Origin of the sequence: Shewanella sp. FJAT-52076 (assembly GCF_019457455.1) — a bacterium.
GTDB lineage: Bacteria > Pseudomonadota > Gammaproteobacteria > Enterobacterales > Shewanellaceae > Shewanella > Shewanella zhangzhouensis.
In genome coordinates, this window is the sequence record NZ_CP080415.1 from 3,800,011 (window position 1) to 3,820,704 (window position 20,694).

The window sequence follows — 20,694 nt, forward strand, 5'->3', positions numbered from 1 at the left end:
TCTATTATTCAATAAGATAAGCGGCGCATACCGGCGGGCATAATACACATGCCCGCCAATCCATTGAATAAGGATGTTTCAATGTTCCGAGCTGCCAGGCCGTTTTTGACCGCTTTTAGCCACCGCCCGCTTTTGAGCACGATCAGCGCCGTCTCCTTGGGTGCCACCGGACTGCTTGCACTGGGTCTTGGAGGCTGCGGTTATCGCTTTGCCCCCAACGACAATCATTATCCCGAGATAAGCGATCGCTTTGTTTCGGCCAAGGTCAGTGTTGTGGCCAGCTTATACACCCCCACCCTGCCCAACCGCTGGCAACTGATGTTGTCCATGGAGTTTCCGGTGACCGGCGGCGTGACCTCAGAAGTGCCCAGCGACAGGCGCTTTTACCTAACCCAGGAATACTCACCCAGGTTGGCCACGGAAATGGGCGATAATACTGCCCCCGATGCTTACCCTGCCTCGCCGTTTGATTATCAGGAGAAAAAGTCCCGCAGCGGCCAGTGGCGATTCTCACCCAAGAGCTGCGAGCTTAAGCTGTACACCCGCGCCGGCAACTGGATGGCAACCCTCACGGGCGATCTTGCCCCCTACACCAGCCTTCATCCCCAATGGGGCCAAACCACCTGGCAGATGCTGAGGTGGCGCCTGACCGACACCAACAGGGACGACTTGCAGGGGCTTGCGTTTTTCCATGCCGAACGTGCGCTGCTGTGCGACCAGACCAAGGCCTGGCTCGAGGCCAACGACCCAGATAATCAGGCCCTGAAGTGGCGCAGGGTCGATTTAACCCTGCCACAGCCCGGGCCGGTTCCCGCTGGCCAGGAACCATTGACAGACTGACGCCCAATCCACAGGTGCCGGGCATGGCCGAGCCCCAGGCAGATGTTAAATCTGTTTCCAACGACATTATCAGACACATCTGCTTACTCAGCGACATTCAGCCATACAGAATTTCCATCCGGATACAAGTCTCCTACATGTGCTTACAGCTTTTCCCGGCGGAAGTTCCTACAGTGAATTTGCCATGGGACGCCGCTCTGGGCTGGCACTCACCGGCAAGCCCTACTGCGCCCTCCACAAGGCCAGGAACTTGATAGGTCATCATTGAAGGAACAGACTATGAAAGCTCGCATCATATTGATACCTGCATTACTGCTGGGATTAACCGCCACAGCAGGCGCCACCGAATACCGCTTTATCGCCGCCGACAACAGCCCTGAAACCCTGATGTGCGTCGCCGCAGGCAGCAATAAGCTGACCAAGCTGCGGATGCAAATAGCTGAGTCCAATTCCAGCGCCCGCTACCATGCCAATAGTATTCGCTGCAACGACAAGAGCATTGCCCAGTTTGCCTACAGCTATGGCGCCGACAAGGCGTATGACTACCTGGCGTCCCATTCGAGGGAGCAAAACCGGGTAATAGAAAACGTCACCATTAAAGATCTCTCTGCTGCTGCAAGCCCAAACAGCGACGAGATTGTCTATATCCAGGTGTCTTCACGCTAAGCCGGCTGCAACAATCGACAAGGTCTCCACCGGGTGATTCCCCTGTGCGGCTACACGCTGGCCGACAGGGGCCCGGCGAACCTGAGAGGTCATCCGCAGCGCCCTGCCAGGCTCGGTTACAGTCGCGCACAGTCGCGCATACTCACTCACGCACACTCACTCACACACTCTCTGTCTTCCTTTCTAGCGCTCTCACTTCGCTTTCTGGCGCTGGAATCGTATTCCGAGAGTCCCTGAACCGCTCCAACGCTACTCCTTTAGGCATAAATTGGCCCCGATGCTGTGATTAACCCAGCAAAATACTCAAGCTTATATTGCCGCCGTCAGTGTGCGTTCTTAACATGCATGCAGATTGCAGCTAAAGGAGCGCATTATGTATTCACAGGCTTTACTCGAATGTTCGGTTGGCGAATTGGTGGCGCAGGACTACAGGCGTGCCCATGTGTTTTCCCGCTTTGGCATCGACTTTTGCTGTGGCGGCGGCCGCCCACTGAAAGAAGCCTGCGACAGGGCCGAGGCTGACCCTTCCGAGGTGATGCAGGCACTGTTACTAAACGCGGCCTCTGGCGCTGCCGATGACCAACTGGACAAACTGCCCCTGCCCGAACTCATTGATTATATTGAATCAACCCATCACACCTATGTGAGGGAAAAGGCGCCCTTGCTGCTGGAGTATGCCGCCAAAATGGTGCGTGCCCACGGTGAAACCCACGGCGAAATCAAACCCTTGGCTGGTTGGATAAGGGCCCTGGTGGACGACCTGATGCCCCATCTGCTCAAAGAAGAACAAATCCTCTTCCCCGCCATTCGCGCCCTCGCCGCCGGTGAACAGGTCAATGGCTGTTTCGGTCATATTGGCAATCCGGTCAGGGCCATGGAGTATGAACATGAAGACGCGGGCAATGTATTGAAAAAACTGCGGGAGCTAACCGGGGATTTCACTCCGCCACCCCATGCCTGTACCACATGGCGCATTTGCTACCACACCTTGGCTGAGTTTGAAGCGGATCTGCACCGCCATATTCATCTGGAAAATAATGTGCTGTTTCCAAAAACACTGAAGCTCACCCAGGGGTGAGCTTCACAAGCTGAACAGCTACCTCAGGGCGCCACTTGTCTTGGGGCGACCAAGGTAACGGCTGACTGCTTCCGGGCAAGAAGCTGCTCAACCAGTTCGCGGATTTTAGGTTCGGCGTCGATAAACTTACCCATATTGGCGCCACCCATGCGGGCATCATAGATGGCCTCACCATCCAATTTGCCCTCATGGAAGACTTTGATTTCGGCGTAAACCAGATACAGTGCCAGGTCCCATGCCCAGCTGGCCGTGTAGGTGGCCGTCCATTCGCAGCCATCCCGTGCGTCCAGCTCTTTTACCACCCAATAATTGATTTGCTTCTCCCGCAGCACCTTTTCCATTTCCAGCAAAAATCCTTCCCGCACATCCGGATTTTCCACAATGCAGATAGCGGCCTGTGTATCGAGATTGATGGGATCGACATGCTGCTTGATGGTGCAGGCAGACAGTGCGCCCATTGCCATAGCCATGATGATGATCTTTTTCATTATTACCCCCAGAAACACTGAGTTCCCCGACGGTCCGGGTCAGAGCTCTTACGGTCCAACCTGTTGAGCCCTGTAACAAAAATAAAGCAGGAAACACGGTCAGGCTGGACTTTATTACTGGAGTCCCAGGCCAAATTGGCCACCGTCAGATTCGGTACTCTCCAGCATCACCGAGGGCAAGGTCAGCCCGGGGTGTAAGGCCTGCAGATGCGCGGCAAGTTGTGCCACCAGTTCGCTGGCAAGCAGTGGGGCATCACTGTTGTCCGGAGTATGAATAAAAAGATAGGGGGAGCGACCTTCGGCCAACCAGTCGGCGAGTTTGCCTAGCCAGGGGGCAAAGAAGGCCTGATTGTTTGCGCAGTCAAGGTCGGCAGGCTTGCCACCCGGCCCCCATGCGGCAGGGGTATGGGGCTGGGCGATAAAGCGCACCACCGGGTTGGCCCCCGTGGCAAGGGGATGCACAGGCACCCGCGGTTTTTTCTGGTGGGCATCGGTTATCGCCTCGTTGATGGCTGGCAGGGCGAATACGGGCCGGGTATCCATGATGATGCGATTGATACCCTTGTCCATCAGCAGGCGATTGAAGTCGCGCTCGGCCTCGCCCTTGGCGAAAAACGCCCTGTGGCGCACCTCAACGCCCAGACCAACCCCCTCGGGCAGCAATGACAGAAACTGTGTCAGCACAGGTAAAGATTCTGGGCCGAAACGGGCTGGCAACTGGATTTTCCACACGCCGGTTTTGGCCATCAAGGGCTCAAACAGCTGAAAAAACTGCAACACTTCCTCACGGCAATCCCGCAGTGAAAGCTCGTGGGTGATGCGTCTTGGCAGTTTGAAGGTAAAACGAAAATCTTCCGGCGTGGCCCTTTGCCAAATGTTCACCTGCTGCGCCGATGGCAGGGCATAAAAGCTGGTGTTGCCTTCCACTGTGCCAAATACCCGGCCGTAAGCGGCCAGCCGCGCTTCGGCATCCATACCGGGAAACAGGGTTTTCCAACCGGGGTGGGACCACATGGCCATACCGATGCGGATGTTGGGTAATTCGGGGAGTGGCATGTCGGCGCAAATGTATGAAGAGTTCGCCAACCTTAACCAAAGCGGCGGGGCTTGTCACGGCAGAGGCCTGAAATCAGCCCAGACCAAACAGAAAGCGAGTTAAAAAGTGGCCGTCGGTGAAGAGGCGCCCGACGACCATTGCCCAGGGTGAAGGAGCAATCACGAGCCAATGCCCGCTTGAGATAGCTGTTACAGTGGAAACAATCAGGGGTTAAAAGTCGTAGCGAACCCCCAGGGTGAAAAGGTCGTCATCGAGGGAGACATTCACGCCGCCAAGCAGCAGGTCGCCATCGAAGCGGGTGTAATGACCATAGAGCTGGGTGCTCTTGGCAAGCTTGTAGTTGGCGCCGACGCTGAGCTGACTCAAATCCACCTCGCTGACATCGCTGAGCTTGCCGTCGGTTTGCGACTTGATAAAGCGCGACACATACTTGCCAAGACCGGCATCGTCCTGGCCATACTCCAGCTTGAGCCGGGTCTTACCCAGATCCCAGGCGAGGTTCACAAACCAGCTGTTGCCATCGAGGGCGGCAAACGCTGGGTCCTGATGCTCGCTCTGCTGGAAAATACCGCCCAGCGCCCATTCGCCCAGCTTCACCTGGGTTACAGCACGGCTGGCATCGATATTGTCGATACCGCTGTTGTAAGCAAGTGCCAGATACCAGGGCTGCTTCTTGAGGGAAGCGTCACCGGCAGTGGCCGAAACCGCGTAGGCCGCCTCATCGGTGCCATAGTTGTCGCTCAAAAGATAAGTGCCGTTAACCTGTACCAGCCCTGCCAACTTGGGGGACTGATAGGTGAGGCTGTCACCAAAGCGGCCCTGCCCCGGCAACAGCCGGTCGATATCCGAGTTGCTGGTGCCGAAGATATCTACCTTGCCTTCGGCGGTTTTGAATACGCTGTCGTTGCGGCCAAAGGTCAGGGCACCGAAGTCGGTTTTCACCCCTATGTAGGTGTTACGGGCTTTGAAGGTTTTGCCTGAGTTATCAAAGTTGTCCACCCCAAACTCCAGCTTGTAAAACACCTCCAGCCCTTCGCCTATGGCTTCGCTGCCTTTTACCCCGATACGGGAGGAGTTGTTTTCCAGCACGGTACCAGCCTTGCCATTTTGGGCGGCCACGCCGAGGTCCGAGTCGGTTACCGACAGGTTGATACGGCCATAAAAGTCTGCATCGGCGGCCAGTGCGGCGCTGCCGGGAGCCAGCAGTGCCAGTGCAATAAGTGCTTTGTTCATAATGAAATTCCTTACGCGATTGGTTTGCTTCGGGCCACCCGCAGGTGGCCCGGCCGTTATCAGTAATCCACTACCTTCTTGGCATTCCACACGCTCAAGGCGAGTAACATGGACACCACAGCGGCGGCCAGCCAGAAGTACTGGGCGGTGGCAAAGTCGTAGTGCTTCACACCGTCTACTTCGTTAATTTTGATAAGCGAGGCAGACACGATTTCCTGGGCAGAGGCGGCGATGTAGGAACACAGGCCGATAAAGCCTTTCACCGCGCCAACGGCTGTCTTGGGCATCAGGTCACAGGCGGTGAGACCAGCCAGGAACACCACCAGACCACCGATGGCGTAACCAATCAGACCCAGGGCAACGGCATCCACTACCCGGCTCTGTGGGCCCCAGAACATCAGGCACAGACCGGCAATGTTGGCCAGACCGTACAGCAGGGTTGGGATATGGCGGTTGGCGTTAAACAGCTTGTCAGAAATGATCCCGGCCAGAATGGCCCCGGCGAAACCGGCGATGGGGTAAGCCGACATGGCAAAGCCCGCATCAATCAGGCTGTAGCCCTTGGACTCCTGCAGGTACAACACGGCCCAGGAGCTCATGGCATAGCGGGAGATATACATGGCCGCACAGGCAAGGGCGATGAGCCACACGGTAGGCTGCTTAAGGATAAACAGCTGGGCGCGGCGGATTTCCTTGGGATCGACCTTCTTTTTGATCTCGGCATCTTCGCCATAGGCCACGGCTGGCTCTGGCAGACCATAGGTTTGCGGTCTGTCTTTGAGCACAAAGTACATGGCGATGGCGGCGGCAAAGGTGGCAATACCGGCACCAACGAAGCCTGCTCTCCAGCCGAAGAAGCTCACTACGGTGGCGGTCAGGATCCAGGTGATACCTTCACCGATGTTGCGCGAGCCACCCCAGATGGAGTACACAGAGCCCCGCTGTTTCGGCGAGAACCACTGGAATATCGACACGCACGAAGGCGCACTGCCCACCGACTGGAACCAGCCATTCATCGCCCACAAGAGGATGAAGAAGAAGGTGGCGGTGTTCATCCCCATCAGCAAACAGGTGATGGCCGACAGACCCAGCGACACCGACATAAAGCGGCCGATGTTGGCATAGTCCGACAGGAAGCCGTTGGAGAACTTACCCACGGCATAGGTTAAGAAGAATGCCGAGCCTATGATCCCCAGTTCATCCAGGGTCACAATGCCGGCATCCAGCATAGGTTTTTTTGCGACGTTCAAACTCATGCGGGCGACGTAGAACATGGCATAACCCAGCACCAGTCCCAAGAACACCTGCCATTGATATTTCTTATAAATAGAGCGGATTTTTTCCGGTGTCCCTTCAATCAGGGGCTGATCCGGCCGCGTTTTGAAAAAGTCCAGCATCTGCCTTCCTCCCACGTTTAAGTTGCTCGTTCGCCGGGATCCGGCTCCCGACTCGCCAGCATCTTTTCAGGCACAATTACCGGGCACAAAAGCAGCAAACTGAGTCAGAATTAACTCAAAAGGCAGAATTTCCGGGTCAAAATTGGAATGGCTACACTCACCCTTGAAGACAGATTGTTGGAAAATAGGCCAACCTTGAGTCATAACCGACTCAGCGGGTTGTAAAAAACGTTAAAAATTAATTAAAAAGTTTTGAGCCATGACACAAAAATCCCTGCTCGCCCTACTCTTGATGCTCTGGCTTGGCTGGCCGAATACCGGCCAGGCGAAAGACAATTGCCTGGTGATCCTCACCTCTTTCTCTGAGCTGCCCTTTAAAGGATTGGTGGACAAATTCTCTGCCAAAGAGCAGTGCGAGGTGCGGGTGATTTACCGACGCACCCTGCCTGCCATCCGGCTGCTGACAGACGAGAATCAACCCCGCATCGATCTGGTGGTGTCATCCTCGCCGACGCTGTTTCAAACCCTGCATCAACAAAGGCTGTTGGCCCCCTTAGGGGAGCTGCCCGCAGCCCCTGCCTGGCTGAAACGCCACAGCCTGCCGGCTTCCGACTATGTGCTGCCGGTGGCCTACTCGGGCATTGGGCTGATGTTCAACCGTGACTACCTGAACAAACACGGGCTTCCTCAGCCCAGGAGCTGGCAGGACCTGGCCCAGCCCGGGTTTAACGGCCATGTGATGATGAGTTCCCCCAGCCATTCCGGCACCACCCATATGATGGTAGAAAACATATTGCAATCAGAAGGGTGGAGCGCAGGGTGGGGACTTTTGATGCGCATAGGTGGCAATCTCGCCTCACTGTCTGCCCGCAGCTTCGGGGTCAGCGATGCCATCAGCCGCGGTCTGGTGGGCGCAGGGCCCGTGATAGATAACTACGCCAGTGTGGCCCGCAGTCATTTTGATTATGTGGGCTTTAGCTATTTACCCGATACCGTGATTCTGCCCACCTACTGCGGCCTCACTGCCAAGGCCGAACACGCCACCAAAGCCCGGCAGTTTTTAAGCTTTTTGCTGTCACCCGAGGGGCAGGCGATTCTCACCGAGCCTGAATTTGCCAAAACGCCCTTAAACGATGACAAGCTCGCCAACAGCACTGCCTTTGTTATCGAAAAGCAGCAGCTGTTTTTACGCAACAACGTGATTAAGGCGTTGTTTGAGCAGGCCATCGCCCAGCAGCTGCCCAAGCTTCGCTACACCTGGCTTGCCATTATCAAGGCCCAGGGTGCCATGAAAGACACCCCGAAAAACCATGAGGTACTGCACCGGGCAATGACCCTGGCAAGCCAGGTGCCCATCAGCGAGGCAGAAGCCATGTCCCCCGATTTGCAGGCGGTGTTCGCCGACTACGAGCAGCAACCCTCGGCGCAAATGGAGCGCACCATGCAGGATTGGCGCATGCAGGTGGCACAGCAACTGGAGCAGGCCATGGCCCTGGTTCGCACCCTGGAGTACCCCTGATGTCCAAGTCCCACTCGCCCCTGGGCAGGCGACTCTTTATTGCCTTTTCGGCCATGCTGGGGCTGACACTGTTGGTCGGCCTCACCAGCCTGCTGATGTGGGATAGGCTCAGTGCCCGTGTCAGCAGCATCATCAGTGAAAGCGTGCCCACGATTAATGCCACCTACAAGCTTGAGCGCGCCAGCAACAGGCTGTTGCAGCTGTTGGGACAACTGCCCGGCGCCGAGGACGAAATCACCCTGCTTACCCTCGAGCGGCAGGTATCCGAGGCCATGGGTGAGCTTGAGAATGCTTACCTTGTTAACCTGCACAGCGACGATGAGCGGGCACTGCAACAGGCCCGTTTCGCCGAGCTTGAGACATTAATCCATAACCAGAATCAGCTGCTGCGCCATCAACTCACCCTGGCACAGCATCTTTCGTCGCAGCAAAAACAGCTGGCGCGACTGCATCAGGATTTAACCGATGAAATGACGCCGCTGCTGCAGGAGGTGGCCTGGCACCTAAGCGCCCAGCTTGGCAACCGCACCTCGGCCAACACCATCAATTCAGTGCTGCAGGAATTTTCGGCACTGCAAAATATCGCCCTGAAAGAAAACGAAATTCATCAGCTCAGCGCCGAGATTATCAACCAGCGCCATCAAAGGGAGCTGGAGCACGCCTTCTCGTTTATTGGTTTTCAAATCGATGAGCTGAAACTGCTCACCACCCAGCTTGCAGCCTATCCATCGACTGTGAGCCACCGCCAGATATTGCAGGAACTGGTTGAGCTGGTGAAACCCGGTGGTGCCCTACATCGGCTGCTTGGCGAAGACGTGGAAAATCAGCGCCAAATCAAAGCGCTGCAACCCAAAATCAATGAGCTTATCCAGCCCTATCATGCCCAGGTGGTGACCGCCGTGGCCCAGGCCAACACCAATCTGGAGTCATTGGTGCAAGCCACCAACCGCCAGGTAAGCCAGGGCAAAGCCTGGCTGCTGCTTATCCTCACAGGTGCACTTATTCTGAGCACCTTTGTACTGACCGGCCTGATTTCACGGCGCCTCATTGGGCGCCTGAATCTGCTCAGCGAGGATTTGGCCAAGGTGTGCAGCAACGACCTGTCGAGCCCTCTTAGCGTGCGTGGCAGCGATGAAATTGGCCGCCTTGGCGAGCAGTTGCTGCAGTTTCGCGCCCAGCGGCAACTGATGGACAAAACCAATGCACTCAACCTGATTAACAACACCCAGGCCTGTCTCATAACCTGCCTGATGGACGGCACCATAGAATCGGTCAATCCCACTGCCAGAGAGCTGTTACCCCTGGGAAATGAACCTGAGCAATCGTTGCTGTGGCAGGCCTTTCCCCCTGCGGCAGCCCAGCAACTGGCAGATCAGTTTGCCCCCGGCAGTAGCTTACAGGGGCTCGGTCAGAGCCATTGCCTGCTGGAGCTGGGCGACGATGATCAGCGGGCCTTCTGGCACTTCGATTTTCGCCGCTATGAGCAGGCGGGTGAGCTTAAGACCATTATCACCATCACCGACATGACACGTCAGGAGCTGAATACCCGCGAGCTGTCTGAGCGGGTTGCCGAGCGCACCCGGGATCTGAAAGACAAGAATCAGCAGCTTGAACAGGAAGTTGAGCGCCGCACCCAGGCCCAGAACGACCTGCTGCGGGCCCAGGATGAACTCATTCAGGCCGCCAAAATGGCGGTGCTGGGCCAGGCCATGACCAGCATGGCCCATGAGCTCAATCAGCCGCTTTCGGCCATTTCCACCTTCCTTTACACCAGCCGTATCGCCGCGGAGCAGGGCGATACTTCCCTGCTTACCGATAATCTTGAACGCATCGGCCAGCTCAGTCAGCGAATGCACCGTATTGTGGGCGCCTTGAAGGAATTTGCCCGCAAGAGCCCGCAAACCCGGGTAAGGGAAGCCGTTTCACTGGGCACCATAGCTGATAATGCCCTGCTGCTGCTCGCCCCCCGGATAAAACGTGAGAACGTGCGGGTAGAGAGCCACCTGGATAACAACCTCTGTGTGATTGGCGATCCGGTGGAGATAGAACAGGTGCTGATTAACCTCTTGGTCAATGCTCTCGATGCCATTGCAAGCTGCGAGCAAAGATACATCCTGATAGAACAGCTGCCGCAGCCCGGCAGCACCCTGATTGCGATGCAGGACAGTGGCCAGGGTTTCCCCGAGGCCGTGCTGCAAAAGCTGTTTTCGCCTTTTGTCACCACCAAAGAAGTGGGGCTGGGCCTCGGGCTGTCGATTTGCCGAACCCTGATGGAGCGCCAGGAAGGCGATATCCGTCTTGCCTGCACTATGGAAGGCAATACCCTGATGCTGTTGGAGTTTCCAAATGTCCCATCTACTTAAACCCAAGCCTAATCTGCTGCTTATCGACGACGATGAAGACGTACTGGACGCCTGCCGCCAGTTGTTTAACTTATCCGGCTACCAGGTGCGGGCAACCAATTCACCGCAGAAGGCACTGGAAGTATTAAGTCGCGACTGGGACGGTGTGGTCGTGAGCGACATCTATATGCCCGCCATGCATGGGCTGGATTTACTGGCAGCCGTGCACCATATCGACCCACAGATCCCTGTCATCATGATTACAGGGCACGCCGATATTCCACTGGCGGTGAAGGCCGTAAAACAGGGCGCCGCCGACTTTATCGAAAAGCCCCTCGACCCACCGACCTTTCTTGGCCTGGTCAAAAAGGCCGCCACCCAGCGCCATCAATTGATTGGCCAGCGGCAGAACATTCAGGACTCACTGGCCGGTCAACTCCTTGGTAGCAGCGCGCAAATCAACGATCTGCGGGAACAGCTGGGGCAACTCGCCTTAACCGACAGAGACGTGATGCTGGAAGGCCCCCGTGGGGTTGGCCGCAATACCCTGGCAGCCTTGCTGCATAAACTCGGCCCACGTTGCGATGGCCCGCTGCAACAGCTGGAATGCGCTCTGGTGGAAAGTCCGGAGAAACTGCAACAGGCGGTGGACGCGAGCCGTGGCGGCACCCTTATCCTGAGGGAGCTTGAGCATCTGCCCACCGACAGCCAGCGCTGGCTGGCAAGCTTTCTGCTGGATCAGGAACGCAGGGGCAACAAGGATGTACGCACCATCGCCATTCTGGAAAGTCAGCCCGAAACCCTGGTACAGGAGCAAACCCTCACTCCCGAATGCTTTTATTATTTCTCCCAGGTCAGGCTGCGGCTGCCAGCGCTGTGCGAGCGACCAAGCGATATAGTGCCGCTGTTTATGGCCTTTTTGAAAGAAAGCTGCCGCCGCCTGTCCCGTAAGATGCCCGCTGTTGAAAATCGCTACCTGGACAACCTCAAGCAGCACAGCTGGCCGGGCAACGTGCGGGAGCTTCGCAACGTGGCCGAGCTCTATGCGGTGGGTATAGTCAAACTGGCCAATGTGCAGCGAATTGCGGCGGCGCCCTCTGTAAAAGGCCCATTGGATGAACTGGTGGACGACTATGAAAAGCGCCTGATAGAAGATGCGCTGTTTCTGTTCTCTGGCCGGGTGTCGGAGGCCGCAGACTACCTCAACGTGCCCCGTAAGAAATTGTATTTGAGGATGAAAAAGTACGGTCTCGATAAGGAATGTTTTAAGCCGGTGAAGCCGGGACGGAGCTGAGGGTCACTGGCCATTGGATAAAACCCGTGTTATATCAGGGAAAAGTGCAGTTCAAGGACAGCCCATGACCCAATTTGCCCTCGATGACATTCAGCATCTGCGTGAGTCGGTACAGGTGGAATTTAAGCTCGCTGCGGGCCGCGATGGCCAGGGGCAGCTGCCTGAAGGCATGTGGGAGAGCTACAGCGCCTTCGCCAACACCCTTGGCGGCGAGATTATTTTGGGGGTGCGGGAGTCCCAGGGCGACTTCACTATCGAGGGCATAGCCAATCCACTGCCCATGCTGGAGGACATCTGGCGCATTCTGAAAGACCCACGCCGGGTGTCATGTAATGTGCTGTCACCGACTGACGTTCAAATTATTGAACTTGCAGGCAAAAAACTTATTCGCCTGCATGTGCCCGAGGCCACAGCCCATCAAAAACCCGTCTTCCTCGGACCGGATCCCTACACGGGTACCTTTTTCAGGGTGGATTCGTCGGATATGCGCGCCAGTCGGCGTCAGGTCAGCCAACTGCTGAAAAAGCAGCGCCGCCTGTGCCCGCCGGAACAATAGGCGTCAACAAACAATCGGCCTTAAAACAACCACAGCAACAGCCCGAGGGAGGTGATGATCCCTCCAAGCCCACGCAGCAAGGGTTTGGGCGTTTCTATCAGGCTCAGATACCAGGCTACGGCGCCCCCAAACAACATAATCGCCACCGTACCCATACTGATCCCCAGGGTGTACCACACGGGATTGGCCCCCATGGGAATTTCAGCGCCATGGGCGTGACCATGGAACAGGGCAAAAATCCCCACCAAGGCCTGGGCAAAGGATAAAGGTACTTCGCGCCCCATCAGCAAAGCCAAGCCCAAAAGGATCCCCGACAGCGCTATGCCCGGCTCAACCCAGGGCATGGGCACCCGCAGTAAACCAATGATGTCACCAAAGATAAAAAACAGTAAAAAGGCAAGTGGCACAGACACCTGCGCCTTTCCGCCCAGCTGCATGCCTATGAGGCTGGCAGCAAAAATGGTTAACAGATGATCGAGACCGAGGAAGGGATGGATCACACCAGACAAAAATCCTTCGTTGGCGTAAATATCTTGGGCAGCAGCAGGCCATGCCACCATGGTTAAGATGACAATTACCAATGAAAAAATGACTTTTGGCCTGAACATATACTTTCCCCTTTCCTTTGAGGAAGTTATAGGCTAACAGGTCAGCGATGTTAAGGAAATGATAAATTCAGATTGGATTTGTATCTGGATGCTTGGATGCCCAGCGAGTCACAGCAGTGCCAGCAAGGCGTCGAGCCGCTGAATTTGCAGGTGAGGCAATGGCGAAGCGAGGGGGCCGGGTTCTAATCCCCCATGGGCAGGATTGAGCAGCACCGCCTGGCACCCGGCCTTGAGTGCGCCCACCACGTCGGCGCTGTGGCTGTCCCCTACATGGAGCAGCTGCTCAGACGCTATGCCAAGGCGATTGCAGCCCATCCGGAACAAATCGTCCACAGGCTTCATACGCACACCACTGCCTGCGGCGAGCACAAACGCCAGCCGGTCTCCCAGACCTATACGCACCGGGTCAACATTGCCATTGGTAAGCCCTATCAGCGGGTATTTTTGCCCGAGTTTTGCCAGCAGCTGCAACGAGCTTTCTGGTACCCGAAAATGGCTACGGGCCCTGATAAATTCATCCATAACGGCGCGGGCGGCCATTGTGGCTTCTGCTTCAGGCAAGCCGAAATAGAGCAGACCTGAATGCAGGGTCAGAAGTCTCAGTGCTGTTGGGTCGTGGGCCAGCATGGGATGATGAGCCAAAACCCTGAGCTTGTGATGACGCCATTCGTCCCGTCCCCAGGCTTTGGTCACAGGATAATGGCGGGCCAGATACATCTGCTGTGCAAGCTCCGCCGCCATGATCACGGGCCGGTTGTCGTACAGGGTATCGTCCAGATCAAAACTGATGGCGGCAATGGGCTTCAGACGACGGAATATCTGCATCAGTCCCCCTTTTTACGGGCTCTGGGGTGAGCACCATCGTACACCTTGGCCAGATGCTGAAAATCGAGGCTGGTGTAGATTTGGGTAGTCGCGAGGTTGGCGTGCCCCAACAATTCCTGCACGGCCCGCAGATCGCCACTGGACTCCAGCATGTGTGTCGCAAAGGAATGCCTGAGTTTGTGTGGATGCACCCCAACGCTGAGCCCCTGTATTTGCGCCCATTTTTCCATACGCGCCTGAATGCTGCGATGGGAAAGCCTGCTGCCCCGGGTAGAGACAAAGAGTGCATCGTCCTGGCAAGGCATCTGTGCCCTTACCTTCAGCCAGTCGGCAATGGCACTCAGGGCCACGCTGCCCACAGGCAAAATCCGCTCCTTGCTGCCTTTACCTATCACCCGCACTTCCCGGCTCTCGCGATCGAGGTCCTTCATATCCAGAGCGGCGAGTTCGGCCAGACGCAGGCCACAGGAGTAAAAGAGCTCCATGATGGCTCTGTCACGCAGGGCAAGACCATCTTCAGGGGGAATGTCCAGCAGGTGATTGACCGAGTCAGGGTCGAGGTTTTTCGGCAAGGTTTTGGGCTGTTTCGGCGCACTCAGGGTAGCGGCCGGGTTGGTGTCTATCAGGCCTTCTTTCAATAAAAAATGCCCATACTGCTTCAGCGCCGACGCGGTGAGCGACAAGGAACGCGGCGACAACCCCTGGCGATGCAGCCGCGCCATCAGACCACTGAGGTCCTGGCGACTCAACTCCTGCCAGCTTCGTTGCCCCAGCAGCGCATCGGCGCGCTCCAGTTCAAAGCGATAATTACGTACCGTCATGGGCGACAGTTGCCGCTCGGTGGCGAGATAACGGGTAAAACGTGCCAGCCAATCGGCTTGGTCAGCCATGGTTACAACCTTGGCAGCAGATGGTCCAGAATCCGCCGCAGCTGATCCAGCAGCAAGTTGTCCATCTCGGGATGAAAATGGGCCGGATCCTGGCTGGCGATGGCAAATACCACCTGACCACAATGTTCTGACAGACGGGTCAGTGCCACTGAGCCCACCTCAGAACCAAACAAACGCCGTGACTCACTGGCAGTGAGACGGCCGAAATAGTGCCCACGGGCAAGACGGTTACTCCAGATGGCCGACAGTTCACTGTCCACATCATGCACAGTGATAAGCCTGACGTGGGTAAAGCCGAACTCACCCATCAGCGCCTGGGACAAGGTCTGGCGAACATCCCCCAGGTCTTCGCTTTCCAGCAACTTGAACTGCAAATCATTGTTGAAAAGAAAGATTTTTTCGTTTCTGCGGGCCTGGGTCATCAGGGCCGTGATTTCTTCCTCAAGCTGAGCCACCCGGCTTCTGAGCATCTCCTGGCGACGCTCAAGGAGCGATACTGTGCCTCGCTCGTTGTGGGACATGCGCATCGCCAGCAAGAGCTCAGGATAACGACCAAAAAAGTCAGGGTTATCGAGCAGATACTCGCGGATTATCTGTTCATCAAAGGGCGCTTCTGTCCTGTGGTTTGGATCTGTCATAACTGGATTTGTCCGTCGTATACCTGCTGTGCCGGGCCTGTCATCCACAGGGGTTTGCCCTCGCCTTCCCAGTTGATGGTCAGGCTGCCACCGGGTAAGTCTACCCGGACACGACTACCCAACTTACCCTGAAGCTGCCCCACCACGGCGGCAGCGCAGGCACCACTGCCACAGGCAAGGGTTTCGGCCGCACCGCGCTCGTAGACCCTGAGCTTGATATGGTCTGGGGCGACCACCTGCATAAAGCCGACGTTAACCCCTTTGGGGAAACGTTCATGGCGTGTCAGCTGGGCGCCCACGTCTGCAACTGGCGCCTGGGTGATATCATCCACGTCAAGCACCACATGGGGATTGCCCATGGAGACGGCACCACACAAAAAGGTTTGTTGGGCCGCCTGCAACAGATAGGTTTTTTCAAATTTTTTGGCTTTAAAGGGGATTTGTGCCGGGTCGAGTATGGGCACGCCCATATTCACGGTCACACCACCATCGCGCTCCAGGCGCAGCGTCATCTTTCCCGCACTGGTACTGACTTTAATTTTATGCTTTTGGGTCAGCCCTTTATTGCGCACGAAACGGGCAAAACAGCGGGCACCATTACCACATTGCTCTACTTCGCTGCCATCGGCGTTGAAGATGCGATAGTGAAAGTCCAGGTCCGGATCGTAGGGGGGCTCAACCAGCAAAAGCTGATCGAAACCGATACCGAAATTGCGGTCGGCCAGACGACGAATTTGTTCCGGCGAAAAGAACACGTTCTGGGTCACACCGTCGACAACCATAAAGTCGTTGCCCAGACCATGCATCTTGGTGAAGTGGATCAAGCTATGCTTCCTTAGCGCCGGGCCAGTGCTCCGGCGCCCAAAAATCGGGTACTTTCCCCAGTTTACGGCAGGAGTTGCTCTCCTTGCCAGAGCTGACTGAGTTTTTCCCGCTCGCGCACCACATACGCCTTGTCACCATCGACCATCAGCTCGGCCGCACGGGGACGGGTGTTGTAGTTGGAGGCCATGGTAAAGCCGTAGGCACCGGCGCTGCGTATCACCAGAAGATCGCCACTCCCAGCGGCCAGTTCACGGTCTTTACCGAGGAAATCACCTGTCTCACACACAGGGCCAACCACATCACAGCGGGTCGTCGGCTGATTGGTTTTAACCGCGGGAATGATGTTCTGCCAGGCGCCGTAAAGGGAAGGACGGATAAGGTCATTCATGGCGCCATCCACAATCACAAAACGTTTGTCGCCATTGTCCTTGGTATAAAGCACCTGAGTAACGAAGATACCGGCGTTGGCGGCAATGGCACGGCCAGGCTCGAAAATCAGTTTGAGCGGACGACCATTGAGCTTCTCGAGAATGGCGGCAGCGTACACGTCCGGATGGGGCGGGGTTTCACCGTTGTAGGTCACGCCAAGGCCGCCACCCACATCGAAGTGTTCAATCACAATGCCCTGCTCTGCCAGACGGTCAATCAGTGCCAACATGCGGTCCATGGCATCGAGGAAGGGCTTAAGTTCGGTCAGCTGCGAGCCAATGTGGCAATCCACGCCTTTCACGTCCAGATTGGGCAGCGCGGCAGCACGGGCAAATAGCGCCTCGGCTTCTTCCATGGGAATACCGAACTTGTTTTCTCTCAGGCCAGTGGAAATATAAGGGTGAGTACCGGCATCTACGTCTGGGTTGACCCGCAGCGACACAGGCGCCACCTTGCCAAGACGCCCGGCAACCTCATTGAGCAGCTCAAGCTCGGCACCGGATTCCAGATTGAAACACATGATGCCGGTATTGAGCGCCAGCTCCATTTCCGCCACGGTTTTACCCACGCCGGAAAACACCACCTTGGCAGGGTCACCGCCGGCTTCCAGCACGCGGCTGAGTTCACCACCGGAAACGATATCGAAACCACTGCCAAGGCGGGCCAGCACATTGAGTACCGCCAGGTTGGAGTTGGCCTTGACCGCATAGCAAATCAGGTGTGGATGGCTCGCCACAGCGCCATCGAACGCATGCCAGTGGCGCTCGAAGGTGGCGCGGGAATAAACGTACAGGGGCGTGCCATGTGCAGCTGCGAGACCTGCCACATCGCAGTCTTCGGCAAACAGCCGCTCTTCACGATAGAGAAAATGATCCAAGATAGAGGTCCTTATTGTTTGCGCGCATCGGTGCTGGGAGTATCGGCTGCAGCTGGCGCGGCCGGTTGCTGGGCCTGATTATCAGGCGCAGGCGGTGTCTTGTAGAGCGGGCCTTTCTGGCCACAGCCCAATAGCAGCAGGCTAACAAGCAATAGGGATAAATACAGTCTCATTTTTCTCAACTTCAATGCATAAGGCGCGGGTTTGGCTTTATAATCGCACTCAAGCCCAAGATTGAAAAGGATCAACACACATGGCGATGACAGACACAGAGTTTCACCATTTGGCCGACGAGATGTTCAATATCATTGAAAGTGCCATCGAAAACGCCATCGACAATGAAGACGCCGATGTGGACATCGACAGTTCCGGTGGTGTGTTACAGCTGACCTTCGAAGACAATTCCAAGGTTGTGATCAATAAGCAGGAACCGCTGCACGAAATCTGGCTGGCAACCCGCTTTGGTGGTTATCACTTTGGTTTTAAAGAAGGTAAATGGATTGACGAGCGTAACGGCGGTGCCGAATTTATGCCGTTTTTGAAAGAGTCCATCAAGCGCCAGGCCAATCTGAACCTTTGCTGGTAGGCTGAACACTGCGTCAGTTGGGGGCTAAAACTCGGCCCCCATATCTTCCCTGACCATACCCACAGGCTGTGCCCTGAGTTCCCCCTGCATCCTCACCAGCTGAAAAAATTGCGGCAGGTTAAAACGGCCGTGCATCTCGTAAAGCCCGTCAAAGGCATGTTGCTGGCTCACTTTACTCACCAGTGCCTCCACTGTGGTGCCATGCTGCACATAGTGGCTGATTTCGTTTTTGTGATTGAGGATAAAAACATCAATCCCCTCCTCTCTCGGCCGCAGGAAATATTGAATCACATCCTCAGTGGCATAGTCCTGGATAAGCTCGGGCACACTGGCAAACGGATCGTCCCCCAACCCGGGTCTGGGGATAGACAGCAAATGACCACGGCTCATCTGCTTGTAAATTGAAGGCGCATCGGCAAGGTCTTCGTACGCCACGCCCAGGGTATTAAAGAACAGTCCGTAGTTTCGGGTACCTATATGCAGAGGCTGCACCAGGGTCGATGAGGCGCTTGCCTGACAACTCAGGTTAGCAACCTGTTTCAGCAAGGAATGTACCGCCAACTCAAGCTGAAAGGTTAACCGCGTACTGCAACACAGAGTTCTGAGGTCCAGCTTGCCCGCAGCACGGCGGATCCCGGGTGCCAGAAAGGTCATGGCCTTTAGCAGCGCCTGCTCGCCTTCAAAATGGTGTGCATGCCACTCCCCCCAGGAGTTGAACGACAGCACATCCAGCGAGCCCAGCATGTTGAGCTGCTTGCGTCCCAGGGAGAAGAGGTTGGCGTTCATGATATCCACCAGAACTTCCTGCCCTGGCCAGTCTGTGGTGGGGTCATATTCAAGGTTGACCACCAACACCAGCTTTCGGTAGTGCCAGGGCTGACAGAGATCCTGCTTGGAAACCTTAAGTTCTGTATCCTTTATCGCCTCACGCAAACGCTTACCTGTAGCAGCAAGGCGGGCGCCCAACCTGCGCTCACCGTAGCTGAACCACTGGGTATGGTCATCACACACCTGGTTTATACACGCCCACAGCAGCAGCGACGCAAGGTTATCTGCAACATATACAGCCGCTTCGCCCTTTAATGCCGATGCCTGGGGCTCCTGACGATAGAGGTAATGTGTTCCATCAGACTGACTGGTGATAACAGTCAATACCGGCTCTTGCAAGCGGCTGCTCCAGAGCGGATTCAACCTCGAAACCAAATGCTTGTCTTCGTTAAAGCAGGTATGCAATTTGCGGGTGAGCATGCCCAGGTCTTCGACCCTGAGCCCCTCATTAACGCCGTGGTTGGCCGCAAAGCGCAGCAGGGTCTGATAGCTCGCGAGCATCAACTCATTCAACTGGGCGTTGAACCACTGCAGCTGCCCCGTATGCCAATCTTCACAGTCATCCAGAGTCTGGATAAGGGTATCTGGCCACTCCCAGGCCGACACCAACAACTGCATTTTCAGGTAGCGCCAATCCTTGGGTTGCTGAGGATGACTCAAGCGCACGGCGCACTTGAGATAAAAGCAGCGCCGCACAATCTCAAGCCGACGGTGATCTTCTATCGCAAGCAGATACTCCTCTATTGCTTCGTAAAGTAGGAAGTAAGGATCGTTGGCGGTGGAAAAATCCCCCTTGGTAGTGTGCAGCCACACCCTGGTACTCAATTGTTCTGTATTGGGGTAGCGCCAGGCATAGGCCTCCAGCAGCAACACCTTGAGCAGCGCCTTGTGGGGCTTTACCAGCCCCTTGTAGAGCTGCCACAGGGAGGCACTGAAATACTCACTGGCGGGCAAACTTTGCACATCCCCGAGCCAAAGTCCGTCACTGTCGGGCCTGGCATCGGGCCACCAATACAAAGGCTTGCCACCGAGGCAAATCTGGGTGCGGTAAAACTCTTCCAGAAGCAGCCAGTGCTGGGCACTGCCACTGTGTTCCACCCCCAGCCTAACCCGCCCGTTACCCGAATAACTTTTGTCTGCACGAAACTGGAAGGGATGCACCAGATAAAAGTTCACCTCAAAGTCAAAGCCCGCAAACCATTGATGCAAGAGCGCCAACTTATCGGCCAGGGCCTGGATGTCATCGGCGGATAAATTAGGCTCGTGGATAACCCATACATCAACATCGCTGAAGGGGTTTTGTCCGAAGCTGCCTGTGCTGCCCATGGCATAAATACCTTCGATGGCATAAGGCCAATCGGCACGCAGACTGGGAAGCGCCAGAGACAATACCCTGGCGGCTTCCAGATGGGGTTCCTGGGGTTCAAAACGTGCCAAACCACAGGGTGTGGCATGGCCGTTGTAGCCGGGAATTCGGGGGCCATGAAAGTGGAGCAACAGCGGAATCGCGTGAAGAAGGTGTCGTTTGAGGGGAGAAAGCAACGCCAGCGCCCGAGCCAGTCGGACCTTATTGAGGCGTTCTGACAAGCTCAAAGCAGATGTTGACCACCGACTATGCGCGATCATCTTAATGCGTCACCATTCCCTGGACCCAAAGTTATCCCATGCTAACACCCAGGATGGCGAACGCAAACATTTGCGATAGAGATCACATTTTT

20 protein-coding genes are annotated in these 20,694 nt (G+C 56.0%); 8 read left to right on the plus strand and 12 right to left on the minus strand.

Annotation, left to right across the window (positions count from 1 at the left end):
* Positions 1-81: 81 nt before the first annotated feature.
* From K0H79_RS16835 to ric, 3 genes are all read left to right on the plus strand, one after another.
* Positions 82-840, plus strand: coding sequence for a hypothetical protein (locus K0H79_RS16835; RefSeq protein WP_220076571.1), 759 nt, complete (start codon positions 82-84; stop codon positions 838-840).
* A 279-nt stretch (positions 841-1,119) separates the two neighbouring features.
* On the plus strand, positions 1,120-1,506 hold the full coding sequence (locus tag K0H79_RS16840; protein ID WP_220076572.1) for a DUF3718 domain-containing protein: 387 nt from the start codon (positions 1,120-1,122) through the stop codon (positions 1,504-1,506).
* Positions 1,507-1,879: 373 nt separating this feature from the next.
* Entirely contained in the window at positions 1,880-2,584 is a 705-nt protein-coding gene (gene ric / locus K0H79_RS16845) for an iron-sulfur cluster repair di-iron protein (protein ID WP_220076573.1), read from the plus strand.
* A 23-nt stretch (positions 2,585-2,607) separates the two neighbouring features.
* On the opposite strand, the gene K0H79_RS16850 is transcribed toward ric, so the two are convergent.
* The 4 genes from K0H79_RS16850 to K0H79_RS16865 all read right to left on the minus strand — a co-directional run bounded on the left by K0H79_RS16850 (position 2,608) and on the right by K0H79_RS16865 (position 6,759).
* A complete protein-coding gene (locus K0H79_RS16850; RefSeq protein WP_220076574.1) occupies positions 2,608-3,072 on the minus strand; it encodes an Sbal_3080 family lipoprotein in 465 nt (154 codons plus the stop codon).
* Between the two features lie 114 nt (positions 3,073-3,186).
* Positions 3,187-4,128 (minus strand): DUF72 domain-containing protein, encoded by a 942-nt coding sequence (locus K0H79_RS16855; RefSeq protein ID WP_220076575.1) that lies wholly within the window; start codon positions 4,126-4,128, stop codon positions 3,187-3,189.
* 211 nt (positions 4,129-4,339) lie between these two features.
* Complete coding sequence (locus K0H79_RS16860) at positions 4,340-5,362, minus strand: porin (protein ID WP_220076576.1); 1,023 nt, start codon at positions 5,360-5,362, stop codon at positions 4,340-4,342.
* Between the two features lie 59 nt (positions 5,363-5,421).
* On the minus strand, positions 5,422-6,759 hold the full coding sequence (locus tag K0H79_RS16865) for an MFS transporter (protein ID WP_220065818.1): 1,338 nt from the start codon (positions 6,757-6,759) through the stop codon (positions 5,422-5,424).
* A 259-nt stretch (positions 6,760-7,018) separates the two neighbouring features.
* On the opposite strand from K0H79_RS16865, the gene K0H79_RS16870 reads away from it, so the two are divergent.
* The 4 genes from K0H79_RS16870 to K0H79_RS16885 all read left to right on the plus strand — a co-directional run bounded on the left by K0H79_RS16870 (position 7,019) and on the right by K0H79_RS16885 (position 12,470).
* Positions 7,019-8,278 carry an ABC transporter substrate-binding protein gene (locus K0H79_RS16870; RefSeq protein ID WP_220076577.1) on the plus strand — a complete coding sequence of 420 codons (1,260 nt, stop codon included), beginning with the start codon at positions 7,019-7,021 and terminating at the stop codon, positions 8,276-8,278.
* Positions 8,278-10,641: an ATP-binding protein gene (locus K0H79_RS16875; RefSeq protein ID WP_220076578.1), complete on the plus strand. Its 2,364-nt coding sequence runs from the start codon at positions 8,278-8,280 to the stop codon at positions 10,639-10,641. The genes K0H79_RS16870 and K0H79_RS16875 overlap by 1 nt, the downstream gene beginning before the upstream one ends.
* On the plus strand, positions 10,625-11,914 hold the full coding sequence (locus tag K0H79_RS16880) for a sigma-54 dependent transcriptional regulator (RefSeq protein WP_220076579.1): 1,290 nt from the start codon (positions 10,625-10,627) through the stop codon (positions 11,912-11,914). Before K0H79_RS16875 ends, K0H79_RS16880 begins: the two co-directional genes overlap by 17 nt.
* Positions 11,915-11,978: 64 nt before the next feature.
* Positions 11,979-12,470, plus strand: coding sequence for a helix-turn-helix domain-containing protein (locus tag K0H79_RS16885; RefSeq protein WP_220076580.1), 492 nt, complete (start codon positions 11,979-11,981; stop codon positions 12,468-12,470).
* Between the two features lie 20 nt (positions 12,471-12,490).
* Here the strand turns inward: K0H79_RS16885 and K0H79_RS16890 are convergent, their stop codons facing one another.
* The 7 genes from K0H79_RS16890 to lptM all read right to left on the minus strand — a co-directional run bounded on the left by K0H79_RS16890 (position 12,491) and on the right by lptM (position 17,735).
* A complete protein-coding gene (locus K0H79_RS16890) occupies positions 12,491-13,078 on the minus strand; it encodes a HupE/UreJ family protein (RefSeq protein WP_220076581.1) in 588 nt (195 codons plus the stop codon).
* Between the two features lie 108 nt (positions 13,079-13,186).
* Positions 13,187-13,903 carry an HAD-IA family hydrolase gene (locus tag K0H79_RS16895; RefSeq protein ID WP_220076582.1) on the minus strand — a complete coding sequence of 239 codons (717 nt, stop codon included), beginning with the start codon at positions 13,901-13,903 and terminating at the stop codon, positions 13,187-13,189.
* Entirely contained in the window at positions 13,903-14,793 is an 891-nt protein-coding gene (xerC, locus tag K0H79_RS16900; protein WP_220076583.1) for a tyrosine recombinase XerC, read from the minus strand. The genes K0H79_RS16895 and xerC overlap by 1 nt, the downstream gene beginning before the upstream one ends.
* 2 nt (positions 14,794-14,795) lie before the next feature.
* Positions 14,796-15,431, minus strand: coding sequence for a DUF484 family protein (locus K0H79_RS16905; RefSeq protein WP_220076584.1), 636 nt, complete (start codon positions 15,429-15,431; stop codon positions 14,796-14,798).
* Positions 15,428-16,255: a diaminopimelate epimerase gene (gene dapF / locus K0H79_RS16910; RefSeq protein WP_220065827.1), complete on the minus strand. Its 828-nt coding sequence runs from the start codon at positions 16,253-16,255 to the stop codon at positions 15,428-15,430. Before dapF ends, K0H79_RS16905 begins: the two co-directional genes overlap by 4 nt.
* 62 nt (positions 16,256-16,317) lie before the next feature.
* Positions 16,318-17,562: a diaminopimelate decarboxylase gene (gene lysA, locus K0H79_RS16915; protein WP_220076585.1), complete on the minus strand. Its 1,245-nt coding sequence runs from the start codon at positions 17,560-17,562 to the stop codon at positions 16,318-16,320.
* A gap of 11 nt (positions 17,563-17,573) precedes the next feature.
* Complete coding sequence (gene lptM / locus K0H79_RS16920) at positions 17,574-17,735, minus strand: LPS translocon maturation chaperone LptM (protein WP_220076586.1); 162 nt, start codon at positions 17,733-17,735, stop codon at positions 17,574-17,576.
* 80 nt (positions 17,736-17,815) lie between these two features.
* Between lptM and cyaY the strand changes: the two genes are divergently transcribed.
* Positions 17,816-18,148: an iron donor protein CyaY gene (gene cyaY / locus K0H79_RS16925; protein WP_220065829.1), complete on the plus strand. Its 333-nt coding sequence runs from the start codon at positions 17,816-17,818 to the stop codon at positions 18,146-18,148.
* 24 nt (positions 18,149-18,172) lie between these two features.
* On the opposite strand, the gene K0H79_RS16930 is transcribed toward cyaY, so the two are convergent.
* Positions 18,173-20,602 carry a class I adenylate cyclase gene (locus K0H79_RS16930; protein ID WP_220076587.1) on the minus strand — a complete coding sequence of 810 codons (2,430 nt, stop codon included), beginning with the start codon at positions 20,600-20,602 and terminating at the stop codon, positions 18,173-18,175.
* Between the last annotated feature and the right edge of the window lie 92 nt (positions 20,603-20,694).